Consider the following 23,476-nt stretch of genomic DNA (forward strand, 5'->3'; position numbering starts at 1 on the left):
CCTTAAACCGGCTATACCACCTTTACATAGCTGAAACTTATGCTGAGGTAGCCAAAACCGTTACAGCGATAGTGGCTTCACTACCTGCGTATTGGTCTATTTCTGCATGTGATGCTGTGTCAGACTTTATTTTCAACTCGATTGCACTGTCAGCAACTGTTAAAGCAGCCGCGGTACCAGAAGTAAGAACACCAGCACCGGTGATGCTTGCCATAAGATCTTGGTTGTCATAAATATTCCATGCGATACCTTGTATCTCGACGCCAGCAGCATAGAACTTCACATCATCCACGGCCCACGTTGCAGGTTGTAAAGCACCGACGATCGCGTCAGCTTCACTTCCCGGCGTAGTAACAGCATGTGTATAAACGTGACCTTCTAGATCGATAAGGTTACCAACCAAATTACCTTCGTCATCACGCATAAGCGAACCGACAGGAATGTTACGCTCGCCATCTTTACCGGTTATGATGAACGTACCATCTGGAATAGAAACACCAGGGATAACACCCTGCCATTGGGCCGTCGCTTCAGATGTATCACCTGTTGCTGCGTTGGCTGCAAAAGAGGTCATTAGAGCCAAGCTCAAAACTGAAATAACTTTTTTCATTTTTATATCCTTTAAATTACTTTAATTAGAAACATTGAAGGTTACCCGTACCGAAGTACCTAACCTGCCAAGAGTTTCGCGTTTTATAGATATTTAATGAATAGCACCGCGGTTTGAATATTTTTCCTGTTTGCTAACTTGTCAAAATAGGGTTCAGAAAAGTCGCCTTTTTCCCTAAGGGACAGACACTCTATTGAACTTCTCCTTGAAGGACAGGCGCCTTATGGAATGCAGATGGGTGAAGTGCCCAGATGGGTGAAGTGCCTGTCCTGATAAAAATCATAAAGATGTTGCTGATAAAGATGTGATGACAATGCGGACAATACTGCTGTTTCTTCTCTTAATTTGACTCGGATTTCTAATATGGTTAATTTGACCTTATATTCTTTTAACTCACTGGCTGTTCTAACAATGATTGTTTATGGCCATTGAAGGTAGTGATGAACATTACAAAGAAAAAACTCAGCGAAGCAGTAGAACAAAAAATTATCTCACCTGACCAAGCAAATGAATTGTTTGAGTTCTTACAAGAGCACGCTTCTGATTCTCCTCAGTTCATTTTCACTCACGTGCTTTATTATTTGGGTGGGTTCATTGCTATTGGTGCCATGACCTTATTTATGAATCTAGGCTGGGAGTCTTTCGGGGGCATAGGCATCGTTGCGATATCGCTTCTTTATTCGGCTCTAGGCATAAAGATGACGCAGAACTTGTCTAATAAGAATCTTCATATCCCTGCGGGTATATGCGCTACTTTCGTCGTTTGCTTAACCCCGTTAACCATTTACGGACTTCAACAATGGCTGGGGATCTGGCCTGATGACAGCGTTTACAACAATTATTACCGATACATTAAATGGCATTGGCTATACCTAGAACTGGGGACATTATGTGTTGGTGCTATCGTCATTTGGAAATATAAATACCCATTTTTAAATATGCCTATTGCTATCACTCTTTGGTTTATGTCGATGGACTTGGCTGTTATGTACTTTGGTTCTGATACATCATGGGAGATGAGAGAATTAGTCTCACTTTATTTCGGATTATTAATGATATTCCTCGCATTATGGATAGATCTGCGATCGCGAGGAAAAGCTGATTATGCATTTTGGATTTACCTTTGTGGCGTAATAGCATTCTGGGGAGGGCTTTCATTGCAGAATTCGGATAATGAGTTATCGAAATTCATCTATTTGTGCATCAATATTTTGATGGTTGAGGTTGGCGTAGTGCTTGTTCGCAGAGTCTTTGTTGTTTTTGGTGCGATAGGTAGTTGTATTTATCTTGGGCATCTTGCACAAGATGTTTTTGAAGACAGTTGGCTGTTTCCTATGGCTTTAACCGCTATTGGGTTGAGCATTATATATCTAGGGGTTCTTTGGCAAAAACATGAAAATGTTATTACTGAAAAATCACGACGCTTTCTTCCATTACCGTTAAGACAATTATTAGAAGATAAGTCATCGAGGCGCACATGATTCTGAAAATTCGTACCGTGTAATCATGGGTATCGGTTAACCACGTTTTGCGTCAATATATTATCAGTTGGTTCAGCCAGCATAAACTATCCGAGCGCAATAATCACTTTCCCACTAGCATATGTTACCTGCTATTTATGTGTACAAAGGAAGATAAACAGAATGGAATTAACCATCGGAAATACGCCAGACATCATCTCAAAAGCGCATTCTATTCGGCATCAAGTTTTTATTATGGAACAAGATATCCCTCAAGAACTTGATCATGATGGCCTAGATAATATTTCCAATCATGCGCTAGTAACAGATGATGACTCATTGGTTGCAACTGCCCGTCTGTCTGTAGACGACGTCGGCCACGCAGTATTGGCAAGGGTTGCCGTCATCGAACAGTACCGTGGTTCAGGCGTTGCTTCTAAAGTCGTCAGCGCTTTAATATCGTACGCTGATCAATGTGGATGTGTTTCAATTGAGATACATGCTCATGAATACTTAAGACGTTATTACGAAAAGTTTGGTTTTACATATGTACGGGATGTTGAAATGGTTGGAGATCATCAGTTAATCGAAATGAGAATCCAACTCGCACCTTCAGATTTCGAGTGAGATTGTTAAAAATAAGAGAGGAAGGTCATACACCCGAAAGCTGTAGAGTCATTCTGAGAAGCCTTCCATCGATACCTTCAATCGTTGACCTACCCTTACATTGGGTTTATCTGCCATGCTTTGCGTTTGACTATGTTTAAAGTAGGTTATAAGAAGACTGGAAGTAATATCGAAAGGCTCATCTGGTTTCAATTCAGTTATTTTTATTCTGTCTCCGAGAAAGAATGCATCCATTTGTCTCACCTCGGCCGTATTCATATTTAGTTTGAACAGGCCTAAATACCAGAAAACTCCAGATCCTTGATTTGACACTGAAAATGGAGCAGAAAACACCATTTCCTCGTCGACGCCTTTAAGATTTAAAGTGGTGATTTTATAGTAGTCTACACCGACTAGACCATATTCTTCTCCATCTTGATATTCCCCAATAGCAAGGTGGAAACCATCATATTCCTTTATATCCGTTAACCTCACTTCGGCGTCTGAATCAGGTAACTGTACCTGCCAGTAATTGTCGGTTTTAAAATTAAATAACGTCAACATTACGTTGGTATCGTTACTTGTTTCAAAGGGGACAACTTGCCCATCCGCTTCCACGACATAGATATCATCATTAGTGAAATTAAAGCGAACTATTCCAGCAACAATGACTAACGTAATAACAATTAAAATCACAAATATTATTTTTTTCACCATAATATATCCTTGTGTTTTAATGATTTATTGTCAATTTCGTTAGCCCAAGTATAACACTAAGCTGACACCCTTTAACTCTTATTGTTCCACCTTATATTCGGTCGCTGCAATGTATTAATTACTGCCATGAATCGTAGTCAACTACCGGTTTTGCATCAATACTTACGAAACGGTTTAACAAGAATAGGGGGATTCTCAATGAGAACTCATGAATTCTATTTTTCTGACGTTTCGAGCCTTTATTTTATTTATAACGCTCAAATACCGCATCGATAAATCCATCTGATTTCATTTGTGTCATCGCTTGATTCACTTGTTCAATATAGCTTTCACTCACGTTATCCTTGTTGAAAAGCATATACGTTGGCCAAACAAGGACGACCAAATTATCAGTATTTATATCAGAACGCTTAACAATATCGATATTTTCCTCGAGCCCATTGCTCTTTAGATAATGCATAACTGGTAGGTAATCGCCAACAAACAAATCAATTCGATCACCTAAAAGCATATCGACACTTTGTTTCGTGGACTTTGAATCACTTACCCTCGAAAACTTATTCTCATTAAGGGCATCCTTAAAGTTACCACTCCCATATAAATAGCCGAGCCTAACCGCTATAGAGTAATTTTTTACATTATTAAAATGGGGGTTCACTTGTATTTTTGCATTTCTTTTTTTGAATAATACGTACTTTTGCAATATAAGAACGTTTTCACCATACCTCCCCCACTGCTGTCGTTCTTCATTTTTTCCTGCATTAAAAAGAATATCCCCTTGTCCTGATTTTACCGAGTAAACCGCCCTCTTCCATGGTAAAAAAGTAAAATTGATACTATTCCCATTCGTTCTTCGAACCGCTTCTTCAATAATTTCTACGGCTATGCCCTGTGCCTTTCCATCTACTGAAAATTCATAAGGCGGATATTCAAGCGTGACTGCGTTTAAAGCCCTAGACGCTGAAAATGCGTTGGATGTGATTAGTAAAGCGATAACCGCAATAAAAACATGTCTGATCTCAAACGTTAATCGGAAACTCCATCGGGAAAACACTGCGTATATCCTTCAACGTCATATTTCATCGTTAAAGTATTATTCCGATTCGCCCAATAGTCAATTAGATAGCTAACAAAACAACACATTGATAACCATTTGATAAACAACTAGTTTCATCAAATTATTTATGCAGGCTTCATAATAGAGCTATTGAGTACGAATATATTACGGGAAACAACATTTCATTTAGGACAGCATCAGAATACCAATCAATGTGGTCCCGATACTCACCATGAATAGACACCCCAACAGATGCGTTTTAGCGAATTATTCGCTGCATTAAAAATTCGAATACAGCACGCAAGCCCAAGTAAAAAAAGCTAAAATCAAACTAAACAAGACAGCAGCAGATCCCATATCTTTTGCTCTTCCTGACAAATCATGATGCTCTGAGCCTATCCTATCGACTACAGCCTCTATCGCTGAGTTTAACAACTCCACGATAAGCAGCAGTACCAAAGGAGCAACAAGTGCAAGTTTCTCGTATAGAGATATAGGGAGAACCAACGCGAGGGGACAGGCGATAATAAAAACGATAATTTCTTGTCTGAAGGCCGCTTCATTTTTCCACGCAGCTTTCAGACCTTTCATTGAATAATAATAAGCTAAAACTAGACGTTTTAAGCCTGTATTTCCAGGTTTCACTGTTAAGTATCTCGATTGCAATAGAATGTCTACATAACCACTATAATACGTCTTAAAATGTGAATAAAATGTGCAGATAACCTACAAAATAAGATCTGCACCTCTATAGACATCAAAACTCTTCCGAAACGCTTGTCCCCTTAGACCAACTAACTTAGCAAACTAATCATCCGTCCGATGTTCGACAGCTAGAAAAAATGCTCATATCTTTATTAATGCTTGATGTGCCTACGGATGCAAAATCAATTAATGAATGAAACAAATTGTCTTGTGATACATGTTCATTTTCCCCTTTACTCTTCAGACACTGACGATTGATTTTATAGGCTTTTTCAAAAGCACTATCCATCCATAAAAACCAAGGTACGTGAGTTTGTTCATTAGGCGCTAATGAGTAAGGTGTTCCGTGGAGATAAAGGCCGTTTTCTCCTAATGACTCACCGTGATCCGAAATATACATCAACGCAACATTATATTGGTCTCGGTATTTTTCTAACTTCCCAATTAGCTTGGCGATGATGTAATCTGTATGCGCGATAGTATTGTCGTAAACATTAATTATCTCTTCGTCTGAACAGTTTTCGATATCACTTTGATTGCACGCTGGCGTGAATAATTCTTGATTTTTAGGGTATCGTTTCCAATATGTTGGCCCGTGACTTCCTATAATATGGAACGCCATAAGCTTATTTTTCATCTGTTTTTTTCTCATATTTCTGTCAAACTCTTCTAACATTACCTCATCAGTACAGACGCCCTCTGAACAATAATCTGGGTAGTCATTCGGGGTTATCTCTCTTTTATCCAAGTGCTTTGCCACTGATTTATCACCTCCATCGTTTTCTACCCACACCACAGATGTTCCAGATCGTTTGATAATATCTAAGGCATTATCTTGTGCATTCGCCCTTTCTTTACGGTAATTGCTTCTATTTAGGTTAGAGAACATGCAGGGTAACGAATGTGCGGTTGCAGTACCGCATGATGAAGTATCTTTAAACGAAATAATGCCTAGATTTTCTGTGTATGGATTTGTATTTCTTGAATATCCATTGTAGCTAATATTTGAAGAACGGGCCGTTTCGCCAACTACAAGAACAATCAATGATGCTTTCCCATTTTGAGCTGGGATTATTTTCGCATCTTCACCAATTATTTTGTATTCAAGTGGGGTAGTAAAAAAAGTGTTTTTTATATATTTCGCTGAGTAATATATGTGACTAGGTGTGATCATTCTATTTAAGTAAGCGTTATTTCGCCCGACCGATGCATAATTTTTGTACGACATGATGAAAATAATCGTAATAATGAACAATGCCGAAATAATTATGGTTAATTTATTAATAATATTTCTTTTTAATGATTTATTACTTTTGAAGGAGGTTCGCGCGATTAAAACTGATGGTATAATTCCAAGAATTAACACGTATAAACAAGATATCCAGTTTACATATGAGAATAGCTCACCACTGTTCGTCTCAAAAACATTTTCTATCATGCTATAATCAAACATTACGCCATATTTATAGGTCGCATAGCTTGCCATAGCTGATGTTATTGTTAAAAAAACAAAAAATGGCTTTCGAAAATAAGGAATATTAAATATTGAAAAAATGAGCACAAATGTAGCACTCAGCAGCAAAGGGCTAAAATACGCGAAGGTTGGATTTCCATGTTCGGAAGCTAGTTGAACCAGTTTTGTTACCACGGGGATATTGAGAACAAATCCAAAGTATAATGACATAATAGTAATAAAATAATCACTACTGATCGAAATTGGTGTCTTAGTAATAGTTTTGAAACTTGTCATGAGAATTACAACAGCACGTCTTTTATAAAAATCAGAATGCTAAGATAAAAGAGGCAGTGTGAATAAAATGTGTAAGCTTGGTTCACCTAAAGGATACATTGTTACTCTATTTTAAAAAGCTCAAGTTGAAACATTTGATTAAATACAAAGACATGGCACGCGCAAGGATAAGAGGACACACGCCATAAAGGCTTAGTTAAAGAATGCATTTATACTTAATCAATCTCAAATTATGTCAATTGAGATAGCTTCATTTCCTTTAAACGTTATCTTATCCGTATCAATTTTCATTACATACGGATTGCCTCATGACTACCGCCCGAAAACAATTGGTCTCCATTGAATTGACACCCTATTACCATTGTGTTTCTCGCTGTGTTCGACGTAGTTTTTTATGTGGTGTCGACCCGTATACTCAGCAGAGCTATGAACATCGTCGCTCTTGGATTGAACATAAAATTGAAGCTCTGTCTCAACTTTACTGCATTGATATCTGCGCTTACGCCATTATGAGCAACCATTATCATTTGGTACTGCATATGAATCGTGATGAGGCTCTCGGGTTGTCTTCTAATCAAGTAATTGAGCGCTGGCAACTCAGTCATAAGATGCCCGCATTGATTCAACGTTGGCTTTCCCACCAAATAACAACTAGAGCAGAAGAAAAGGAGTGCCTAAAGATTATCGAATCATGGCGAAATCGTTTATGGGATTTAAGTTGGTTTATGAAAGAACTCAATTTCGATATTGCCTTGAAAGCGAATCAAGAGGACAACTGCAAAGGGCATTTTTGGGAATGTCGTTTTAAAAGCCAAGCTTTATTGGATGAGCAAGCACTCTTGGCAGCCATGGCTTATGTCGACCTTAACCTACTAAGAGCTGGTACATCAGAGACACCTGAAACCTCAGAATTCACGTCAATAAGAATCAGGTTACAGGCATTAAAAGAGCAAAAAGAGAAAGCCCACTTCCTGTTCCCTTTCGTCGGTAACTCAACCAATAAGATCATTCACGGCATTCCTTTCCGATTGGTGGATTATATTGAGTTAGTTGATTGGACAGCACGACAGTATCGAGAAAATAAGGCAACGTTAAAGGCGTCACTCCTGCCTATATTACAAAGGCTTGATATAGCGCAGACTACCTGGCTTAAAGCCTGCACGCAATTAGAACGATACGGCGTAACCGCCGTTGGATGTCATTGCCACGCAGAAACCGCAAAGTTACATATGAAAAAGGCAAGGATTCATCTTTTTCGGTTGGATAATTAAATTTTCGACCTAACTTATCACCTCAATATTCTCGACTTGCTTTTGTTAGCCACCTCTTATGCATTTCAATCCACTTACCATCAATATTTGCCGAACATTCGACCATATTTCATGTAGAAAGTTTGCAGCGTCGCCTCAAGAACCTCATTCATCGATTTTTTGTTGAGGTGTGTGTCCCGATTAAAAAGCAAAAAAGCAATTAAAAACCACCATTCATCGATTTGTTGTTAGGTGTGTGTCCCGATTAAAAAGCAACATAAACTAAAAGTCAGCCTCAACGAACGCTTCAATGCGTCCGTTGAGGCTGACACAACTATTACCCTTTTTGACTTATCGCATATAGACGTTGTGCTTGGTCCATTGACTCTTGGCTTACAGAGTTAAACACTTCCGCATCTTCCGCATTTTTATTCGATATATGGCGAATACGTTCTGCTAATTCATCGACACTCTCGGTCACCTTCGCTTGTTCTTCTGTCGCAGCAGCAATGCTCGTGGCTCTGTCTCTAATGTCATTGAAAGCAGTAACAATACTTTCATACTGAGTCCGAGTATTGTTAGAACGTTCATTAACCGTTTGAGACAACTCCCTACAACTATCAATTACACCGACACCGTCTTTGGCAGCGCCTTGTAGCTTCTTAATCATGGTTTCAATTTCAACCGTGGATTTTTGTGTCCGACTCGCCAACGTCCTTACTTCATCAGCGACGACCGCAAACCCTCTGCCATATTCACCTGCACGTGCAGCCTCAATCGCGGCATTCAACGCCAACAGATTCGTCTGTTCAGAGATATTCATAATCACATCAAGAACGGAACCGACCTCTTGGGAATCCTGTGATAATTGCTCTATCGTTTTCGATGCATCACTTAGATTGGTGAATAATTGATTGATAGACTCACCGCTACTTTCAATTAACTCGAATCCGCCATTGACTAACTCGGCTGAATTTTCCGTAATATTGGCAACAGACACAACATTTTGGGATACATCCGTTGCCGTGGCAGACATTTCATTTATCGCGGTAGCCAAAGTATGGTTTTCATCCATTAATAAACTGGCTCTTTTCGTTGCAGACATACTCAATTGATTTATAGATTCTGCATTATCTTTGACTTTTTCTGCCTCATTTTGAACCTTGGATAAGATATCAACCAAATTGTCACCGTAATCATTAATAGCAGAGCAGAGTTGACCCATTTCATCCTTACTCTTCACATCCAATTTATTGTCCATATTACCTTCGGACAACATTCTAACCTGTGCTGTCGTGGACTTGATTTGGTTAAGCAATCGATTTCCAGCCAACAGTAAAATAGCCACAAAGACAATAATTAGAGATACAAAAGAAGCATACAGAGCTTTGGTGAGAGTGTAGACAGATTGCATTGCCACACTGGCAGGTAGAATGATACCAGAACGCCAACCTTGTTCAGGTAGGGTATAGGTGACCAGAATTGAGGAGTCATCAGCAATTACCCCTTCGCCAAGCTCAATTGGTTTATCATCGTTACGGTTCAGAGCAGTAACAAACGGCTTTAAAGAAGCGTCACTTTGCGCTACATCTTGCAATGTTTGCATCGATAAGTTTTCAGATCGTAGCATTGGGATTGAAACCAACTGTTCAGACTGATCAACAATAAACCCAAAAGAACCACTCGATTTATTCTCTTCCATAAGAAGACCATCTAACCCAGCAAGTTCAACATCGATCGTCGCCACTCCCCAGAAACTGCCTTCTCTTTCTATTTCAACTGAACAGGTGACCATTTGAGTATTTGAGACTGTATCGGTATATACCGCCGACCAAACACATTCACCAGGTTCAGTTCCTTTCGCATCTTGATACCAACTTTCTTGTTGATAAGGGCTGCTAGATGGCGCGTTATAATCATCTAATAACTCAAAACGACCCGGACTAGATTTCGCCCAAAAGAGTGAGGATTTGTCTTCACCTGCGATTAATTTATTAGGCTCAGGCCAGATACCACCGCCTGCGACACCCGTTCCACTTGCAATCAATGGCTCTAATTGACTGATAAATTGAGATGTTTCTAAAGGTAAAATTTCTGCCAATGATGCTAAGTTTTTGGTCAATACCGCAGTTTTAGCGAGTTCTTTAGCAACAATTTCTCCTGTGCTTTGAGCTTTAAGTTCTGCGTTTAAAATAGATTGCTGACGAATAACGGGCGTTACAAAGTATTGGATGATAACAAACAACACCAACAATGCCGCGATTAATAAAGAGATACTTCCTGCAAGTAACTTATGACGAATTAACACTGAGCTATTCCTCTACTTAATAAACAGAATGAATGTTAGTACTTAACGACTTCTCATTTATGCGCTTTGTACGTAAGTTTTCCTCTGCAAAGACTGATACCCAAACTAATAGTACCGCAGCGTAATATATGCTGCTGTTATGTTTGTTTATACTAGCGATTTATTTAGGAAAAAAACTTGATGAATACCTCTTTTGCTTACTTATTCACAATTAACAACATCTATCTTGAATTAATGCGATGAGCCTCTTAAATAGGATGAAGTCTAAGTTAATACTCCGCTTAAAAAACCTTGTTATCTGTCTGCGGTCATAGTGAATTCTTGATGTCCAGTATGCTCATCAATTTGCTCACTTATTACAATAAACCCTTGAGACCGATAAAAAATGAAACTTGGCTCATTCTCTTTGTAAACAGAAAGCGTCAGACTAGTCCTTTGCCTTCTCCCATGACTCATTATTTGCTTACCATGAGCACTCCAGCCGGGACACACACCTTTAGGAGCAAACTTAAGATTGTGTAATATATAAATTTTCATCCATCTCTAGCGTTAATCATCGGGTGGATTGATATCGGCTAGCTGCATATATCTAGTAGATACCATATACTGTTGAACATATATTTTAATCACCATTAATATCGAGCAAATCATGGAAGTCGAACTACTGGAAATTCGAAATTTCATCTGCCAATACCCACCTTTTGATCAACTGCCTGAAGAAGCGTTAATCGAAGTGGCAAATAGCGTAGAGATCTCATACTACCGAGCGGACAGTATGATCATTGAATTTGGTGATAAAATACACGATCTCTACATGATTCGTAGTGGCGTAGTAGAGGTATATCGTCGTACTGGTGAGCTTTATAACCGTCTTGATCAGGGTGGCTTATTTGGGCAAATGGGGCTGTTAACGAATAAGAAAGTGCGTTTCCCAGCCAAGTCGCTGAAAGACACCCTTTTATACTGTATCCCAGAAAAAATATTTGAAGAATTCTGCGAACGCTTTGACACCTTTGCAGATTTTGTTGAAGTAGAAGGTAGTATTCGATTACGGCAAGCGGTTGAAGATAATAGTGATGATGCCAATTCACTGACTACGTCAAAGGTAAAGACCTTACTTAGTGGCGAACCAGTGATGTTACCTACCACGACGACCATTCGAAACGTCGCTAAAATAATGTCAGAAGAGAATGTTTCAGCAGCACTCATCAATGACCCAAACCTCGCAGATGAAGGTGGTGACAGCTTTGTTGGTATTATTACCGAACGCGATCTCTGCGCAAAAGTTATCGCGCAAGGGTTAGATGTCGACACCCAAGTGGTTGAAGTGATGTCTACAGAACTTATTTCATTGGATCACAACGCCTATATTTTTGAAGCCATGTTACTCGTGCTTCGTTACAACGTTCACCACCTGCCCATTCTAAAAAACAAACAACCGATTGGTGTTATTGAAGTCACCGACATCATTCGCTACGAATCTCAAAACAGTCTGTTGATTGTCAGCAGTATTTTCCAACAAAACAGCATCGAAGATCTGATTGTGCTATCTAGCCAACTCAAAGATTGTTTTGTCCGTATGGTCAATGAAGATGCCAACTCACACATGGTAGGGCGAGCCATGTCGGAAATTGGTAGAAGTTTTAAACAACGTTTTCTTGAACTGGCCGAAGAGAAACTGGGGCCACCGCCCGTACCTTACTGCTTTGTAGCTTTAGGCTCTATGGCACGTGATGAACAGCTTATTGTTACCGACCAAGATAATGCCATTATTCTCGATAATGAGTACCAAGAGTCCCTGCATGGTGACTACTTTAAAGAGCTAGCCACCTATGTTTGTGATGGTTTGGCCGCGTGCGGTTATACCTATTGCACGGGTGACATTATGGCAACGAATCCTGAGTATCGAAAAACACAATCTCAGTGGGAAGAGTGTTTTTCTAGTTGGATTGAGAATCCAAACCCAAAAACGCTGCTTAATTGCTCCATCTTTTTCGATCTCTATGGTGTGTATGGTAGACCAAAATGGGCTGAGCAGCTAAACGCGTTTATCCTTAGAAAAGCGAAAAAGAATAACCGTTTCTTGGCCTGCCTTGCGAGAAATGCAATAAACCGCACACCTCCGCTAGGCTTCTTTAAAGACTTTGTGATGGAAAAAGATGGCCGTCACAACAACTCCATTAATTTAAAAAGACGAGGTACAGCACCTTTAGCTGACCTGATCCGTGTACATGCTCTTGCTATCGGGTCCCAATCACAGAATTCATTTGATCGATTAGAAGACATCATTGAAGCGGGGATCTTGCCTCCATCAAAAGGTAAAGATCTGCAGCATGCAATGGAATTCATCTCCTTGGTTCGTATTCGCCACCAAGCGTTAGACATTAAGGCTGAACAAGAGCCCGATAACAATATTGAGCCTGAAAATATGTCCGATTTTGAAAGACGTAATCTAAAAGATGCCTTTTTAGTTTTAAGCAGTGCACAAAACTTTTTAAAGTTCCGCTACAGTGCGAATAGCATGAAGGGGTAACCAATGCAAAATCTCAATTACCAAGAGATCCTAAACTGGAAGGCTTTTTTACATATAAAATCGTCGGAGAGTAAAGATAACCGGCTAACCAATTTTTATAATGCCAGCACTTACCATGGTGACACCCAGCTTAAGGATATTGAATTCGTTGCTTTAGATTTCGAAACTACGGGTTTAGACGCCAATCAAAATAGCATTATCAGTATTGGTTTGGTCCCTTTTACCCTGCAACGAATTGCTTGTAGATCAGCGAAACACTGGTTTGTCACACCAGCAGACAAACTCCAAGAAGATTCGATAATAATTCATGGCATTACCCATTCCGATTTGAAAGGTGCACCTGATTTGTTACGTATTTTGGAACAGTTATTGGATGAGCTAGCTGGAAAGGTTGTGGTGGTACATTATCGCAGAATAGAACGTGACTTTTTTGACGCGGCACTTCGCGGTTTGATTAATGAAGGTATTGTTTTTCCAGTTATTGATACTATGCAAATTGAAGCAGACATTCAAAAAACTCAACCTAAAAAAATCATGGATTGGTTTAAAAATACTCGTCCAATTTCGATTCGACTTGCCAATAGCCGAACACGTTATAACCTACCCACCTACCCTCCGCACGATGCCTTAACCGATGCCATAGCGACTGCTGAGCTATTGCAAGCGCAAATTCATTACCATTTTAGCCCTGATACACCGATTAACAAGTTGTGGTTATGACAATTTACCAATAAAAAAGCCGAGTGAATAATTATCACTCGGCTTCTAGTTTTATCTATCAATTCAGACAATTAATAAGGACGTTTCTCGGTCCGTAAGCCCATAAGCAAACTTACACACATCACCAACAAAATAATGGTGAATGGCAAGGCGGTCGAAATAGCGCCGGCTTGCAAGGCTTGAATGGCTTCAGTACCACCTACCCAAACAAGAGCCGCGGCAATAGCACCTTCAATCAACGCCCAAAATACGCGTTGAGGAACGGGTGCATCCACTTTGCCACCTGATGTGATGCTATCAATAACCAGTGAACCGGAATCGGATGACGTCACAAAGAAGACCAACACTAATACCACGGCCAACATAGACAGAATACTGCCCATTGGCAATGCGTCAAACATCTGGAACATGGCAAGCGGTACTTCTGTTAACCCTTTTTCGCCTAACGTACCAATATTATTAGTAACTTGATTTATAGCCACACCACCAAATACCGACATCCAAAGCGTCGTAACTACCGTTGGAACAATCAATACTGCCGTTACGAATTCACGTATAGTACGGCCACGTGAGATACGAGCAATGAACATACCGACAAAAGGTGACCATGAGATCCACCATGCCCAATAGAAAACAGTCCAGCCATGCATCCAAGCTTGATCTTCACGACCAACTGGATTACTTAACGGAATAATATTTTCAATATACCCCATGACAGTTGTAGGTATGGTTCCCATAGATACTGCAGCAGTCAACATGGCAACAAACACCAATAACGCTAGCGCGAGAAGCATATTGATATTACTGATGATTTTTACTCCACCATCAATACCACGAACCACTGAAACAACCGCTAGTAACGTCACGACGAAGATAATGATAACTTGCAACGTTAAGTCATTATCAATACCGAACACATGGTGAAATCCACTGGCGGCTTGTTGAGCACCGAGTCCAAGTGATGTAGCAAGACCAAATAGAGTGGCGAGTACGGCTAAAATGTCAACGATATGTCCCGGCCAGCCCCAAGTACGGTCGCCTAGAATGGGATAAAAGACTGAACGCATAGAGAGCGGTAAGCCTTTATTGTAAGCAAAGAACGCGAGCGAAAGAGAGACAACACCGTAAATGGCCCACGGGTGAAGTCCCCAATGGAACATGGTTGCACCAAGCGCAAGCTTGGCCGCTTCTGGTGTGTTAGCAGCAACATTGAGTGGCGTTTCGTACCATCCGGTAAAGTAAGCAACCGGTTCTGCAACTCCCCAGAACATTAGACCGATACCCATACCTGCCGCAAATAACATTGCTATCCATGACATCATCGTATAATCGGTTTTTGCTTCGTCTCCGCCTATACGGATTTTTCCATATGGCGAAACTATCATTGCCAAACAAAAAACAACGAAAATATTGGCTGACCACATAAATAGGCCATCAAAAGCACCAATTATTTGCCACTTTAATCCGTCCAATACAGACTTTGATGTTTCCGGTTCAACCAGCAAAATTGCAATTAAAAAGAGGCCGATTAAGGAAGCGCTGATCCCAAAAACAGGATTATGTACGTCAAAACCCCACTTCTGAATATTATCTTGTCCGACCGTGTAGTCGGTATTATTAATACTGTATTTATCTTTTTTGGTATCCATTGGTCCTCATTTAGAAAAATTTCCATTTGATTGTGAAGGTCTATTGTACTTCATTCGAACCGTACTTTCTAAAATTGTTACCTAAACAGATTAATTCTAACGCGAGTTACCATGTAAATGTTCTTGATTTTTCTTCAGTTCTCCGTCTCTTCGTGTAGCTAAATAAGCGATTTTTTGCTCATCGCTCTATGCCCTATCTAACCTTACACAGCACTCATCAAGTCCATTGACTACATCACTAATGATTATTTTATAAAATATCCATTTAATCTTAATTAAACAAAGACTTACACTATAAACTGTTAGCCGCATTAACTAAACATGCAAAAAACTAATAATCAAGATGAATACTTAGAGATTGTTCATGATCTCTGGAAAATTACTGGGAAAATTACTGGGACACACACCTTCAAACCAAACTAACGGGACACACATCTTAAATTTCATATCAAATCTATCGCATTTATCGTTTCATTCAGAAGAAAGGCGAAGCGTTCTGACGTAACGCAATAATTCATCTAAATATGCCTGTCTCTTAAATATCCCCTGCCTGTCTCTTAAATATCCCCTTAAATATCCCCCCCTCAAAGGTGTGTATCCCCTTGAGTCCTAAATCATCCCAAAACACTGCGTATTGAGTTGTCAAAAACGAAAATTTAATACATCCGTTAACACTCCCACCCCCTTGATAAAAGACACTCATAAGATGGATATAATACGAAATATCCATCTTATACTTCTTTCAAACGAATAAAATCGAAAAATTACCCCTTATATTTACAGGGTTAAAATGTTGCTTAATAGTTGCAATATTGTGTTTACATTTCATTTTTTTCGTGAAAGAGTCACCTTATTATGTTCCAGTTATTTAAAAAAAAGCAGCTGAAAATGTGGCCGCCATCGCGTAAGGTGAAATTGAGCAGAAAGATGCAAAAATACTTAATATAGATCACGGAATTTAATGCCTAAGTGCTTTAATTTCGCCTCGAAAAGACTTTTTCTTAATTTATGCAGAGGTAGAAATGCTAGAACTAATCATTGGATTGGTAATAACAATTGGAGTGGGTTACTTCATTGTAAAAGGTTACAGACCAGCAGGAATACTGCTTACAGCAGGTTTGTTACTCCTGATTTTAACAGGGTTACTTGGCCATACGGTTTTACCGGCCAAAATCGCTTCAACAGGTAATTATTTCACAGATTCGCTAGAATTCATTAAGTTTATGCTGAAGCATCGTGGTGGTGGTTTAGGCATGCAAATCATGTTGCTTTGTGGTTTTGCGGCTTATATGACCCATATTGGTGCAAATAATGTGGTAGTAAAACAATTTTCAAAACCTTTAGCTGTCATTAAATCACCTTACATTCTTTTAGTTGCTGCCTACATTGTTGCCTGCTTAATGTCTCTTGCTGTAAGTTCAGCAACAGGTCTTGGTGTGCTCTTAATGGCAACGTTATTCCCGATGATGACGGCAATGGGTATCTCCCGTCCAGCTGCTGTCGCCGTTTGTGCTTCTCCTGCTGCCATCATTCTATCTCCGACGTCTGGTGATGTTGTGGTTGCCGCTGAAAAAGCCGGCATGGCATTGGATGTCTTTGCTGTTCAAACAGTACTGCCAGTATCACTTTGCGCCATTGTTGTCATGTCTGCTGCTGCCTATTTTTGGAACAAGTATTTAGACAAAAAAGAAAACACACCAATGGAAAAAGTAGATATCTCTACTATGGAAGTTAAAGCACCAGCGTATTACGCGGCGCTTCCATTCCTTCCTATCTTCGGTGTATTTTTGTTTAACGGCAGAACGATTGAAGGATTGAGCCTAGACATTTATACCATTGTTGTTTTGTCTATTTTTATAGGTGCTATGGTCGATTACATAACCAAAGGATTTAAAGGTAGAGAAACGCTAGAAGATATGGATTCTTGCTATGAAGGTATGGCGGATGCTTTCAAAGGTGTCGTCATGCTATTGGTTGCGGCGGGTGTATTTGCTCAAGGCCTAATGTCTATCGGTGCGATTGATAACCTTCTTCACCTAGCTGACCAAGCAGGCGCAGGCGGTGTTGCTCTGATGCTTCTATTAACTATATTGACCGTTGCTGCGGCAGTCGCAACTGGTTCTGGTAACGCACCGTTTTATGCGTTCGTTGAACTCGCACCAGCATTAGCCGATAAACTGGGTCTAAACCCAGCCTTCCTGATTATTCCAATGCTTCAGGCATCGAATTTAGGTCGTACTATTTCACCGGTTTCTGGCGTTATTGTCGCGACATCGGGTATGGGTAAGATCAGCCCATTTGAAGTAGTAAAAAGAACGTCGGTACCCGTGTTTGCAGGTCTAATCACCGTGATTATAGGAACGGTTGTCCTTGTACCTATGATGGCCAGTTAATCTAGATTAACGAAAAGTGAATTGTTAATAATAAAAATGCTAGTCAGATAACTGACTAGCATTTTTTATTGGCCTAATTTCAACTACAACGTTTTAAATAATATCAATCGTAATGTCTTTAAACTGATAAAGCTCACCACCAAATTCTGCACTAAACGCTTTGGCATCCTCTTGTTTGCTAAAACTGCCAAGCGTTTTACCCATCGCACCCTTTTGGCTAGACCCGATAACAAACCACGCTGTTTTAGCATCGATAAAATACTCATCGTTTGGTTTCTGCCATGGTGTCTGGCTCATATCATGCACAAAAACTTGTTTAACCTGTCTTTCATTCTCAGGCTGTAACAAATACGCAAAGAGATCTCGCGTTGAGCAGAATTTCATTACATCATCGCGATCCGTTTGATACGCCTCGCCTTTAGGTCCCGGATAATTAGAAATGATCATGCCACAAAGATGACACTCATCACTGTTTTCTATCGCGACGGCTTGTTTTAACATTTTTTCTTGAGAGGTCTCGCCGCAGCCAATCAGTCCAATACACAGGGCAAGTAATAGAGTCCATTTTGTCGTTTTTGCTTTCATCATTTCATGCCTCTTATAAATTTTTTTGTCTAAAAATAATTAATGTAATACCCAAAGGAATAACTACCCATGCCACCATTGCGCTGAGTAACCTACTGGTAGAGAAACTGCTATTGATTGCCACTGCAAGTACGCCATTAACATCGTTGCTGCTCAGTGACGACAAATTGATTAATCGAAACAAGTCAGCAGGGTTAAACATCATCAACTGAACCAAGCCGTGTTGGGTTATCACTTCACTAGAACCCACCAACAGTCCCAGCAATACGAGATCGAAAAAAAGAACAAAAAACAACCATATGATCAATGCAATACCTGCGGCTTTAGACTTCTCAGAAACCGATACGCTGATGATATAAGCTAACGCAACAAAACAAAGACCTAGCAGACTGGACGTAACAATAAAGAGACTGAATGAACGACCCACGTCTTGCATATCAGTCGTGACGCTTAGCAATACAGCCGCACTGCCGAAGCCCAAAATGGTGGCGAGAGTAATAATACTGCCTTGCCCTAAGAACTTTCCTAATAATAGCTGTCCATGGCTAATTGGATAAGTCATTAACAACAACAATGTTCCTGACTCATGTTCGCCAACAAAACTGTCGTAACATAGCAGTAAAGCGATCAAAGGAATGATAAAAACGGATAGACTTGAAAGGCTCGCAATTGTCGTAGACAACGATGGTGAACCAATATGACCCGATGCCACACTTCCATAATAGCTCAGACCGATTGAAAGCAATGAAAAGATGAATGTGATTGATACAAACCACCGATTTCGCAAACTATCCTGAAATTCTTTTAATGCCACGGCAGTTACTGGGCTCATATTACCCCCTTATTATTATGAGTATTTTCGTCCGCCGCCGCCAATCGCAGATAATATTGATATATCTGTTCTAGGTTCGCATTCTCAACCTGTATATCATCGAGTGCGTCGTAATCTAATAGTTGTTTTAGCACGTTTACTTTGAGTTCTTGCGGTATGTGTAATTGCGTTGCGTCCACAATAAATTGGCTTAGATTTTCATTCTGTCCTAACGCACCATTGATCCCTTGAGTTTTTATGACCACGGGTAAGTTCGCTTGCTGCCTTAATTCATCTAATGTACCTATCGCGATCGACTTCCCGTTGGACAGTATCATGGCGCGATCGATATGCTGCTCGACGCCTGGCAATACATGCGAACACAAAATAATACTTGCGCCCTCATTTCTAAGTTGGTCAACACTCAAATAGAATTCTTGAGTGGCAATAGGGTCAAGCCCAACCGTCGGTTCATCCAATAGTAGCAGTGTTGGCTTACCCAAAAATGCCTGCGCTAAACCTAGGCGTTGTCTCATCCCTTTTGAATAGGTTTTTACCTGCCGATGCATCGCGTTTGATAATCCTACTTTTTCGAGAAGCGGACTAACCTGCCCTTTTGGTACAGATTTTAAACGTGAGAAATAGGTCAGGACCTCATGCCCAGTCAATTGTTCATAGAAACTGACATTCTCTGGTAGATAGCCTATCTCTTTTCGGCTATTCCAAGCCTGTTTGCTTTTGGGGTCGACGCCACATACTTTTATCTGTCCATCACTGGCTGCGATGACGCCTAAAATCAGTTTCATCATGGTGGTTTTACCGGCACCATTATGGCCAAACAGACCCAATATCTCACCGCTATTTAGCGTTAAGTTAATACCATCCAATGCCCGAAGGTGTTTGTAATGTTTGCTGACGCTCTTTAGCGTTACAACTGGATAGCTCATGAGTTATTTCCTATTCCATCCGTCGGTTTCTTGATTTCGCTATGTTGTTTTGCTTGCTCGCTAATGTTCATTGGGGACATCAATGGATATGAGTCTCGGACACCCGCTGGTTTTAATACTGGGAACTGTTTTTGAATCCACCTAAGCATAAGCACAGAAGGGCTATCCAACAATACCTTCGCCTCTGGGTATTTCCAAACCATTTTATCTATACCATCATTAGGTTCGAACGGTGTATCCCCTATCATATTATTGTCTAGATCCCAGCCAAGGTAATTGCTCCAAAAGTTTCCAACACCATTCTGGCTCCACTCTTGTTGGCGATTAGAAGCGTACTTCACTTGCACCGGGTTATTTATAAAGCTATTGCCGAAAATCTTGCCATTCTCGGAACCCGCGGTTAAATGAATACCAATTTCGGCCGTCTCAATTCGATTGTAGCTAATGGTGTTATAGGCTGAGTTATATATGAATAGCCCTTTGCCTTCTCGCCCCATCACTTTATTTTCCGGTCGAGTCCAGACATTGTCAATCTCGTTGAAACTGATATCGGAATAGGTAATGAAGTTCACTAACATACCGTAATCTTCACTATTACGGCTGCGGTTACCTTGCACAATCAGATGTTTTGAGCTCATTAAGGCGTATCCGGCTCGAGTGTTGTAAGCCGTATTTGTAATGACTCGATTACTATAAGAGTACATATAATGTATGCCATAACGTAAATCATGCATAACATTGTCTCGAAGCTCGCTATCTTGACTGGCAATGATGTATAGACCATCCCGTGTACCGCTCACCTCGTTACCAATAACTTTGGCAAGTTTTACACCTGAAAGTTGAACACCATTTCCTCGGTCTGCTGAACGTAACTCGGGGTTCCCCTCAATTTTGTTGTTCTCTATCAATATGCGACTGGATTTTTGCAACCAGATTCCGAATCCATCGCCTTTTAAGCGGTTGTTACTAATCGTGATATTTTCTTGCTTGGTATCAAGATAGATAGCCGCATTTTGTTCCGTTAGATCACGGCCCCAATTGATGATGGTAAGATTTTCTATTTTGATATTCGAGGTATGCAATGTAAGTGCATTACCCAACCCATTCGCATCTATGATCGCCCCTTCCTGTCCTCTTATTGTAATACCTTTAGTCACATTGAAGCGGCCAGAATAAATACCAGACTGAATAAGTACCGTGTCCCCATCTTGTGTTGAATCAAGTTTTTCTTGTAAATTATCGGAATGGTTTACGGTAATTAGGCTTGCCCAAAGACTGCCACTAAATAAACTAAGCCATATCGCAATGAAGCACGTTCTTTTTTTCAATCGACGAATCCTACACAGATTAAAATAGGTCACTGTTCGGACTCCCTCAAATAACAATGAAGGAGCCCAACATCAGTTCGTTACTCAATAACTGAGAAACGTATTACGCTTCAACGAGCATGCGTCCACGCATCTCCATATGAAGTGCATGGCAGAACCAGTTACAGTAATACCAATGAACGCCTGGTTTATCAGCTATAAATGTAATAGAGGCGGTTGCCTGAGGGCTGATCTCCATTTGAACACCGTGATTGGTCATACAGAAGCCATGGCTTACGTCTTCGACCATATCAAGATTGGTTATGATGACCGTGACTTCGTCTCCGAGTTTCACTTTAAACTCGTTCAGTCCAAATATCGGAGCAACCGAAATCATGTAAACACGAACCTTATTACCGTCGCGAACCACCTTGCTTTCACCAAGTACATTCACGCCATCTTTCTTCGCGATTTCCAATGTCTCTGCGAACATTGGGTCTTCTCTAGTCCATAGTTTATCGGGCTTCACCTTACTACGATGTACGATGATACAGTCATGCGGTTCTGCATAGGTTGGGCCGTCATGAACCAGCTTCATTTCATCGCCAGAAATATCGATTAACTGGTCATTCTCTGGATGCAAGGGACCGACGGGTAAAAATCTATCTTTCGAGAATTTACAAAGCGATACAAGCCATTTACCGTCCGCATCTCTCGTCTCGCCCATGGATGTGTGGTTATGACCGGGTTGATAATGAACATCAAGCTTCTGGCGAACGTAATTTACCTTTTCGCCGTTATGGGCTTTGATGGCATCTTCTACGTTCCATTTTGCTATCTGACTATCAAGGAATAACGTTGTATAGGCGTTTCCTCGATTATCAAATGCCGTATGAAGTGGACCCAATCCAAGTTCAGGTTCGGCAACAATTGTGTCTCTCGGTTTTATCTTGTCGCTAAATAAGTCGTCTAATTTAGAGATAGCAATAATCGAGACCGTTGGCGATAGTTTACCATTGGCAACAAAATATTTGCCGTCCGATGAGGTATTCAATCCATGAGGCGATTTCGGAACCGGTATATAGCGCGTTAATTTTGACCCTTTGCGGCCATCAAGAACAGGCACATCATTACCGTTGTACGTTTTAAACTCACCCGCTTTCAATGCAGCTTCACAGCGTTCTAAACTAAACACCACAACATGATCGCGCTCTGCTGAAATCATGTCATTTAGGTTCATACCCATTTCGGTGTTGTAGCAGGTAGAAGCAAAATATTTACCGTCAAAGTCGGCGTCAGTATTATCCAAGTTACCGTCTACCATAACCTGAAATGCGACAACCATTTCTTCTGCATCAATGACATTAAACAAAGATCGGTAAGTGCTGGTATCTTCCAATGTGGCTTTGCCATCATTATTCATTGGAATCTCAAATTCACTATTACAAATAACATACTTTGTATAAGGCGCTTTCTGTACGCGCAGCCCGTGAATGGCTTGTACGTTAGGTACGGTAAGCATTTTATCGCACTTCATTACATTACAACGAATACGTGCAACACGAGAGTTGGCTTTGTCATTAATAAAGACATATTTCCCGTTGTAACGCCCATCCGTCATGCTCATATGTGGGTGATGAGAATCACCGACCAGAACGTTAGCACTGTCGCCTTTGATACGTCGACTTTCATTTGTTAATCCCCAGCCTGTTGCGCTGTCTGTGTTGAACACAGGAATTCGCATCAGTTCTCTCATTGAAGGGATACCGAGTATACGTACTTCCCCAGAGTGGCCACCACTCCAGAAACCGTAATACTCGTCTAAATCGCCAGGATGCACCACTGCACTATTTTTTATATCGGCAGCCTGTGCCTTCGCCATTGAAGCAAACATAGCCGCCGTCATAGGGGCGGCCGCGACGCCTAGTCCAATCGCGGCACTTTTACCAAAAAATTTACGGCGTTCAGTATCAACAGGGGAGCCATCAACGGGGGCATTATCATTAACCTGACCGATTTTATCTTCACTCATGGTAAGTCTCCATTCTTTTCATGTAAGGTATTAACG

19 protein-coding genes are annotated in these 23,476 nt (G+C 40.5%); 6 read left to right on the forward strand and 13 right to left on the reverse strand.

The genetic code is table 11. The features are described 5' to 3' along the window. Nucleotides 1-37: 37 nt before the first annotated feature. The gene (locus AACW90_RS03920; RefSeq protein ID WP_390231127.1) at nt 38-610 is read right to left on the reverse strand and encodes a hypothetical protein; all 573 of its coding nucleotides are present in this window, start codon (nt 608-610) and stop codon (nt 38-40) included. A 440-nt stretch (nt 611-1,050) separates the two neighbouring features. On the opposite strand from AACW90_RS03920, the gene AACW90_RS03925 reads away from it, so the two are divergent. Beyond that, nucleotides 1,051-2,091, forward strand: coding sequence for a hypothetical protein (locus tag AACW90_RS03925; protein ID WP_390231130.1), 1,041 nt, complete (start codon nt 1,051-1,053; stop codon nt 2,089-2,091). 162 nt (nt 2,092-2,253) lie between these two features. Then, on the forward strand, nt 2,254-2,697 hold the full coding sequence (locus tag AACW90_RS03930; RefSeq protein ID WP_390231133.1) for a GNAT family N-acetyltransferase: 444 nt from the start codon (nt 2,254-2,256) through the stop codon (nt 2,695-2,697). A gap of 48 nt (nt 2,698-2,745) precedes the next feature. Here the strand turns inward: AACW90_RS03930 and AACW90_RS03935 are convergent, their stop codons facing one another. The 4 genes from AACW90_RS03935 to AACW90_RS03950 form a co-directional block, all read right to left on the reverse strand. Continuing rightward, nucleotides 2,746-3,393 carry a hypothetical protein gene (locus AACW90_RS03935; protein WP_390231135.1) on the reverse strand — a complete coding sequence of 216 codons (648 nt, stop codon included), beginning with the start codon at nt 3,391-3,393 and terminating at the stop codon, nt 2,746-2,748. 244 nt (nt 3,394-3,637) lie between these two features. After that, nucleotides 3,638-4,447, reverse strand: coding sequence for a substrate-binding periplasmic protein (locus AACW90_RS03940; protein ID WP_390231138.1), 810 nt, complete (start codon nt 4,445-4,447; stop codon nt 3,638-3,640). Between the two features lie 282 nt (nt 4,448-4,729). After that, nucleotides 4,730-5,095 (reverse strand): diacylglycerol kinase, encoded by a 366-nt coding sequence (locus tag AACW90_RS03945; RefSeq protein ID WP_390231141.1) that lies wholly within the window; start codon nt 5,093-5,095, stop codon nt 4,730-4,732. Between the two features lie 166 nt (nt 5,096-5,261). Further along, nucleotides 5,262-6,905, reverse strand: coding sequence for a phosphoethanolamine transferase (locus tag AACW90_RS03950; protein ID WP_390231144.1), 1,644 nt, complete (start codon nt 6,903-6,905; stop codon nt 5,262-5,264). 308 nt (nt 6,906-7,213) lie between these two features. Between AACW90_RS03950 and AACW90_RS03955 the strand changes: the two genes are divergently transcribed. Continuing rightward, nucleotides 7,214-8,176 carry a transposase gene (locus tag AACW90_RS03955; protein WP_390231147.1) on the forward strand — a complete coding sequence of 321 codons (963 nt, stop codon included), beginning with the start codon at nt 7,214-7,216 and terminating at the stop codon, nt 8,174-8,176. A gap of 316 nt (nt 8,177-8,492) precedes the next feature. On the opposite strand, the gene AACW90_RS03960 is transcribed toward AACW90_RS03955, so the two are convergent. Beyond that, nucleotides 8,493-10,463, reverse strand: coding sequence for a methyl-accepting chemotaxis protein (locus tag AACW90_RS03960; RefSeq protein WP_390231150.1), 1,971 nt, complete (start codon nt 10,461-10,463; stop codon nt 8,493-8,495). A 294-nt stretch (nt 10,464-10,757) separates the two neighbouring features. Continuing rightward, a complete protein-coding gene (locus AACW90_RS03965) occupies nt 10,758-11,000 on the reverse strand; it encodes a GNAT family protein (RefSeq protein WP_390231153.1) in 243 nt (80 codons plus the stop codon). Nucleotides 11,001-11,112: 112 nt separating this feature from the next. Here AACW90_RS03965 and AACW90_RS03970 point away from each other — a divergent pair, with 112 nt between their 5' ends. Together AACW90_RS03970 and AACW90_RS03975 are read left to right on the forward strand one after the other, a co-directional pair. Further along, nucleotides 11,113-12,996 carry a DUF294 nucleotidyltransferase-like domain-containing protein gene (locus tag AACW90_RS03970; RefSeq protein WP_390231156.1) on the forward strand — a complete coding sequence of 628 codons (1,884 nt, stop codon included), beginning with the start codon at nt 11,113-11,115 and terminating at the stop codon, nt 12,994-12,996. 3 nt (nt 12,997-12,999) lie between these two features. Then, nucleotides 13,000-13,716: a 3'-5' exonuclease gene (locus AACW90_RS03975; RefSeq protein ID WP_390231159.1), complete on the forward strand. Its 717-nt coding sequence runs from the start codon at nt 13,000-13,002 to the stop codon at nt 13,714-13,716. A gap of 71 nt (nt 13,717-13,787) precedes the next feature. Here AACW90_RS03975 and AACW90_RS03980 read toward each other — a convergent pair whose 3' ends face one another. Next, nucleotides 13,788-15,365 (reverse strand): BCCT family transporter, encoded by a 1,578-nt coding sequence (locus tag AACW90_RS03980; RefSeq protein ID WP_390231162.1) that lies wholly within the window; start codon nt 15,363-15,365, stop codon nt 13,788-13,790. 1,022 nt (nt 15,366-16,387) lie between these two features. Between AACW90_RS03980 and dcuC the strand changes: the two genes are divergently transcribed. Further along, a complete protein-coding gene (gene dcuC / locus AACW90_RS03985; protein ID WP_390231165.1) occupies nt 16,388-17,758 on the forward strand; it encodes an anaerobic C4-dicarboxylate transporter DcuC in 1,371 nt (456 codons plus the stop codon). A gap of 93 nt (nt 17,759-17,851) precedes the next feature. Here the strand turns inward: dcuC and AACW90_RS03990 are convergent, their stop codons facing one another. From AACW90_RS03990 to nosZ, 5 genes are all read right to left on the reverse strand, one after another. Next, nucleotides 17,852-18,346, reverse strand: coding sequence for a nitrous oxide reductase accessory protein NosL (locus tag AACW90_RS03990; RefSeq protein WP_390231168.1), 495 nt, complete (start codon nt 18,344-18,346; stop codon nt 17,852-17,854). Nucleotides 18,347-18,356: 10 nt separating this feature from the next. Beyond that, entirely contained in the window at nt 18,357-19,175 is an 819-nt protein-coding gene (locus AACW90_RS03995; protein WP_390231171.1) for an ABC transporter permease, read from the reverse strand. After that, entirely contained in the window at nt 19,172-20,101 is a 930-nt protein-coding gene (locus AACW90_RS04000) for an ABC transporter ATP-binding protein (RefSeq protein WP_390231174.1), read from the reverse strand. The genes AACW90_RS03995 and AACW90_RS04000 overlap by 4 nt, the downstream gene beginning before the upstream one ends. Continuing rightward, nucleotides 20,098-21,429 (reverse strand): nitrous oxide reductase family maturation protein NosD, encoded by a 1,332-nt coding sequence (locus AACW90_RS04005; RefSeq protein WP_390231177.1) that lies wholly within the window; start codon nt 21,427-21,429, stop codon nt 20,098-20,100. The genes AACW90_RS04000 and AACW90_RS04005 overlap by 4 nt, the downstream gene beginning before the upstream one ends. A 103-nt stretch (nt 21,430-21,532) precedes the next feature. Beyond that, nucleotides 21,533-23,440 carry a TAT-dependent nitrous-oxide reductase gene (gene nosZ, locus AACW90_RS04010; RefSeq protein WP_390231180.1) on the reverse strand — a complete coding sequence of 636 codons (1,908 nt, stop codon included), beginning with the start codon at nt 23,438-23,440 and terminating at the stop codon, nt 21,533-21,535. Between the last annotated feature and the right edge of the window lie 36 nt (nt 23,441-23,476).

It is taken from the genome of Vibrio frigidus (assembly GCF_042465995.1).
GTDB lineage: Bacteria > Pseudomonadota > Gammaproteobacteria > Enterobacterales > Vibrionaceae > Vibrio.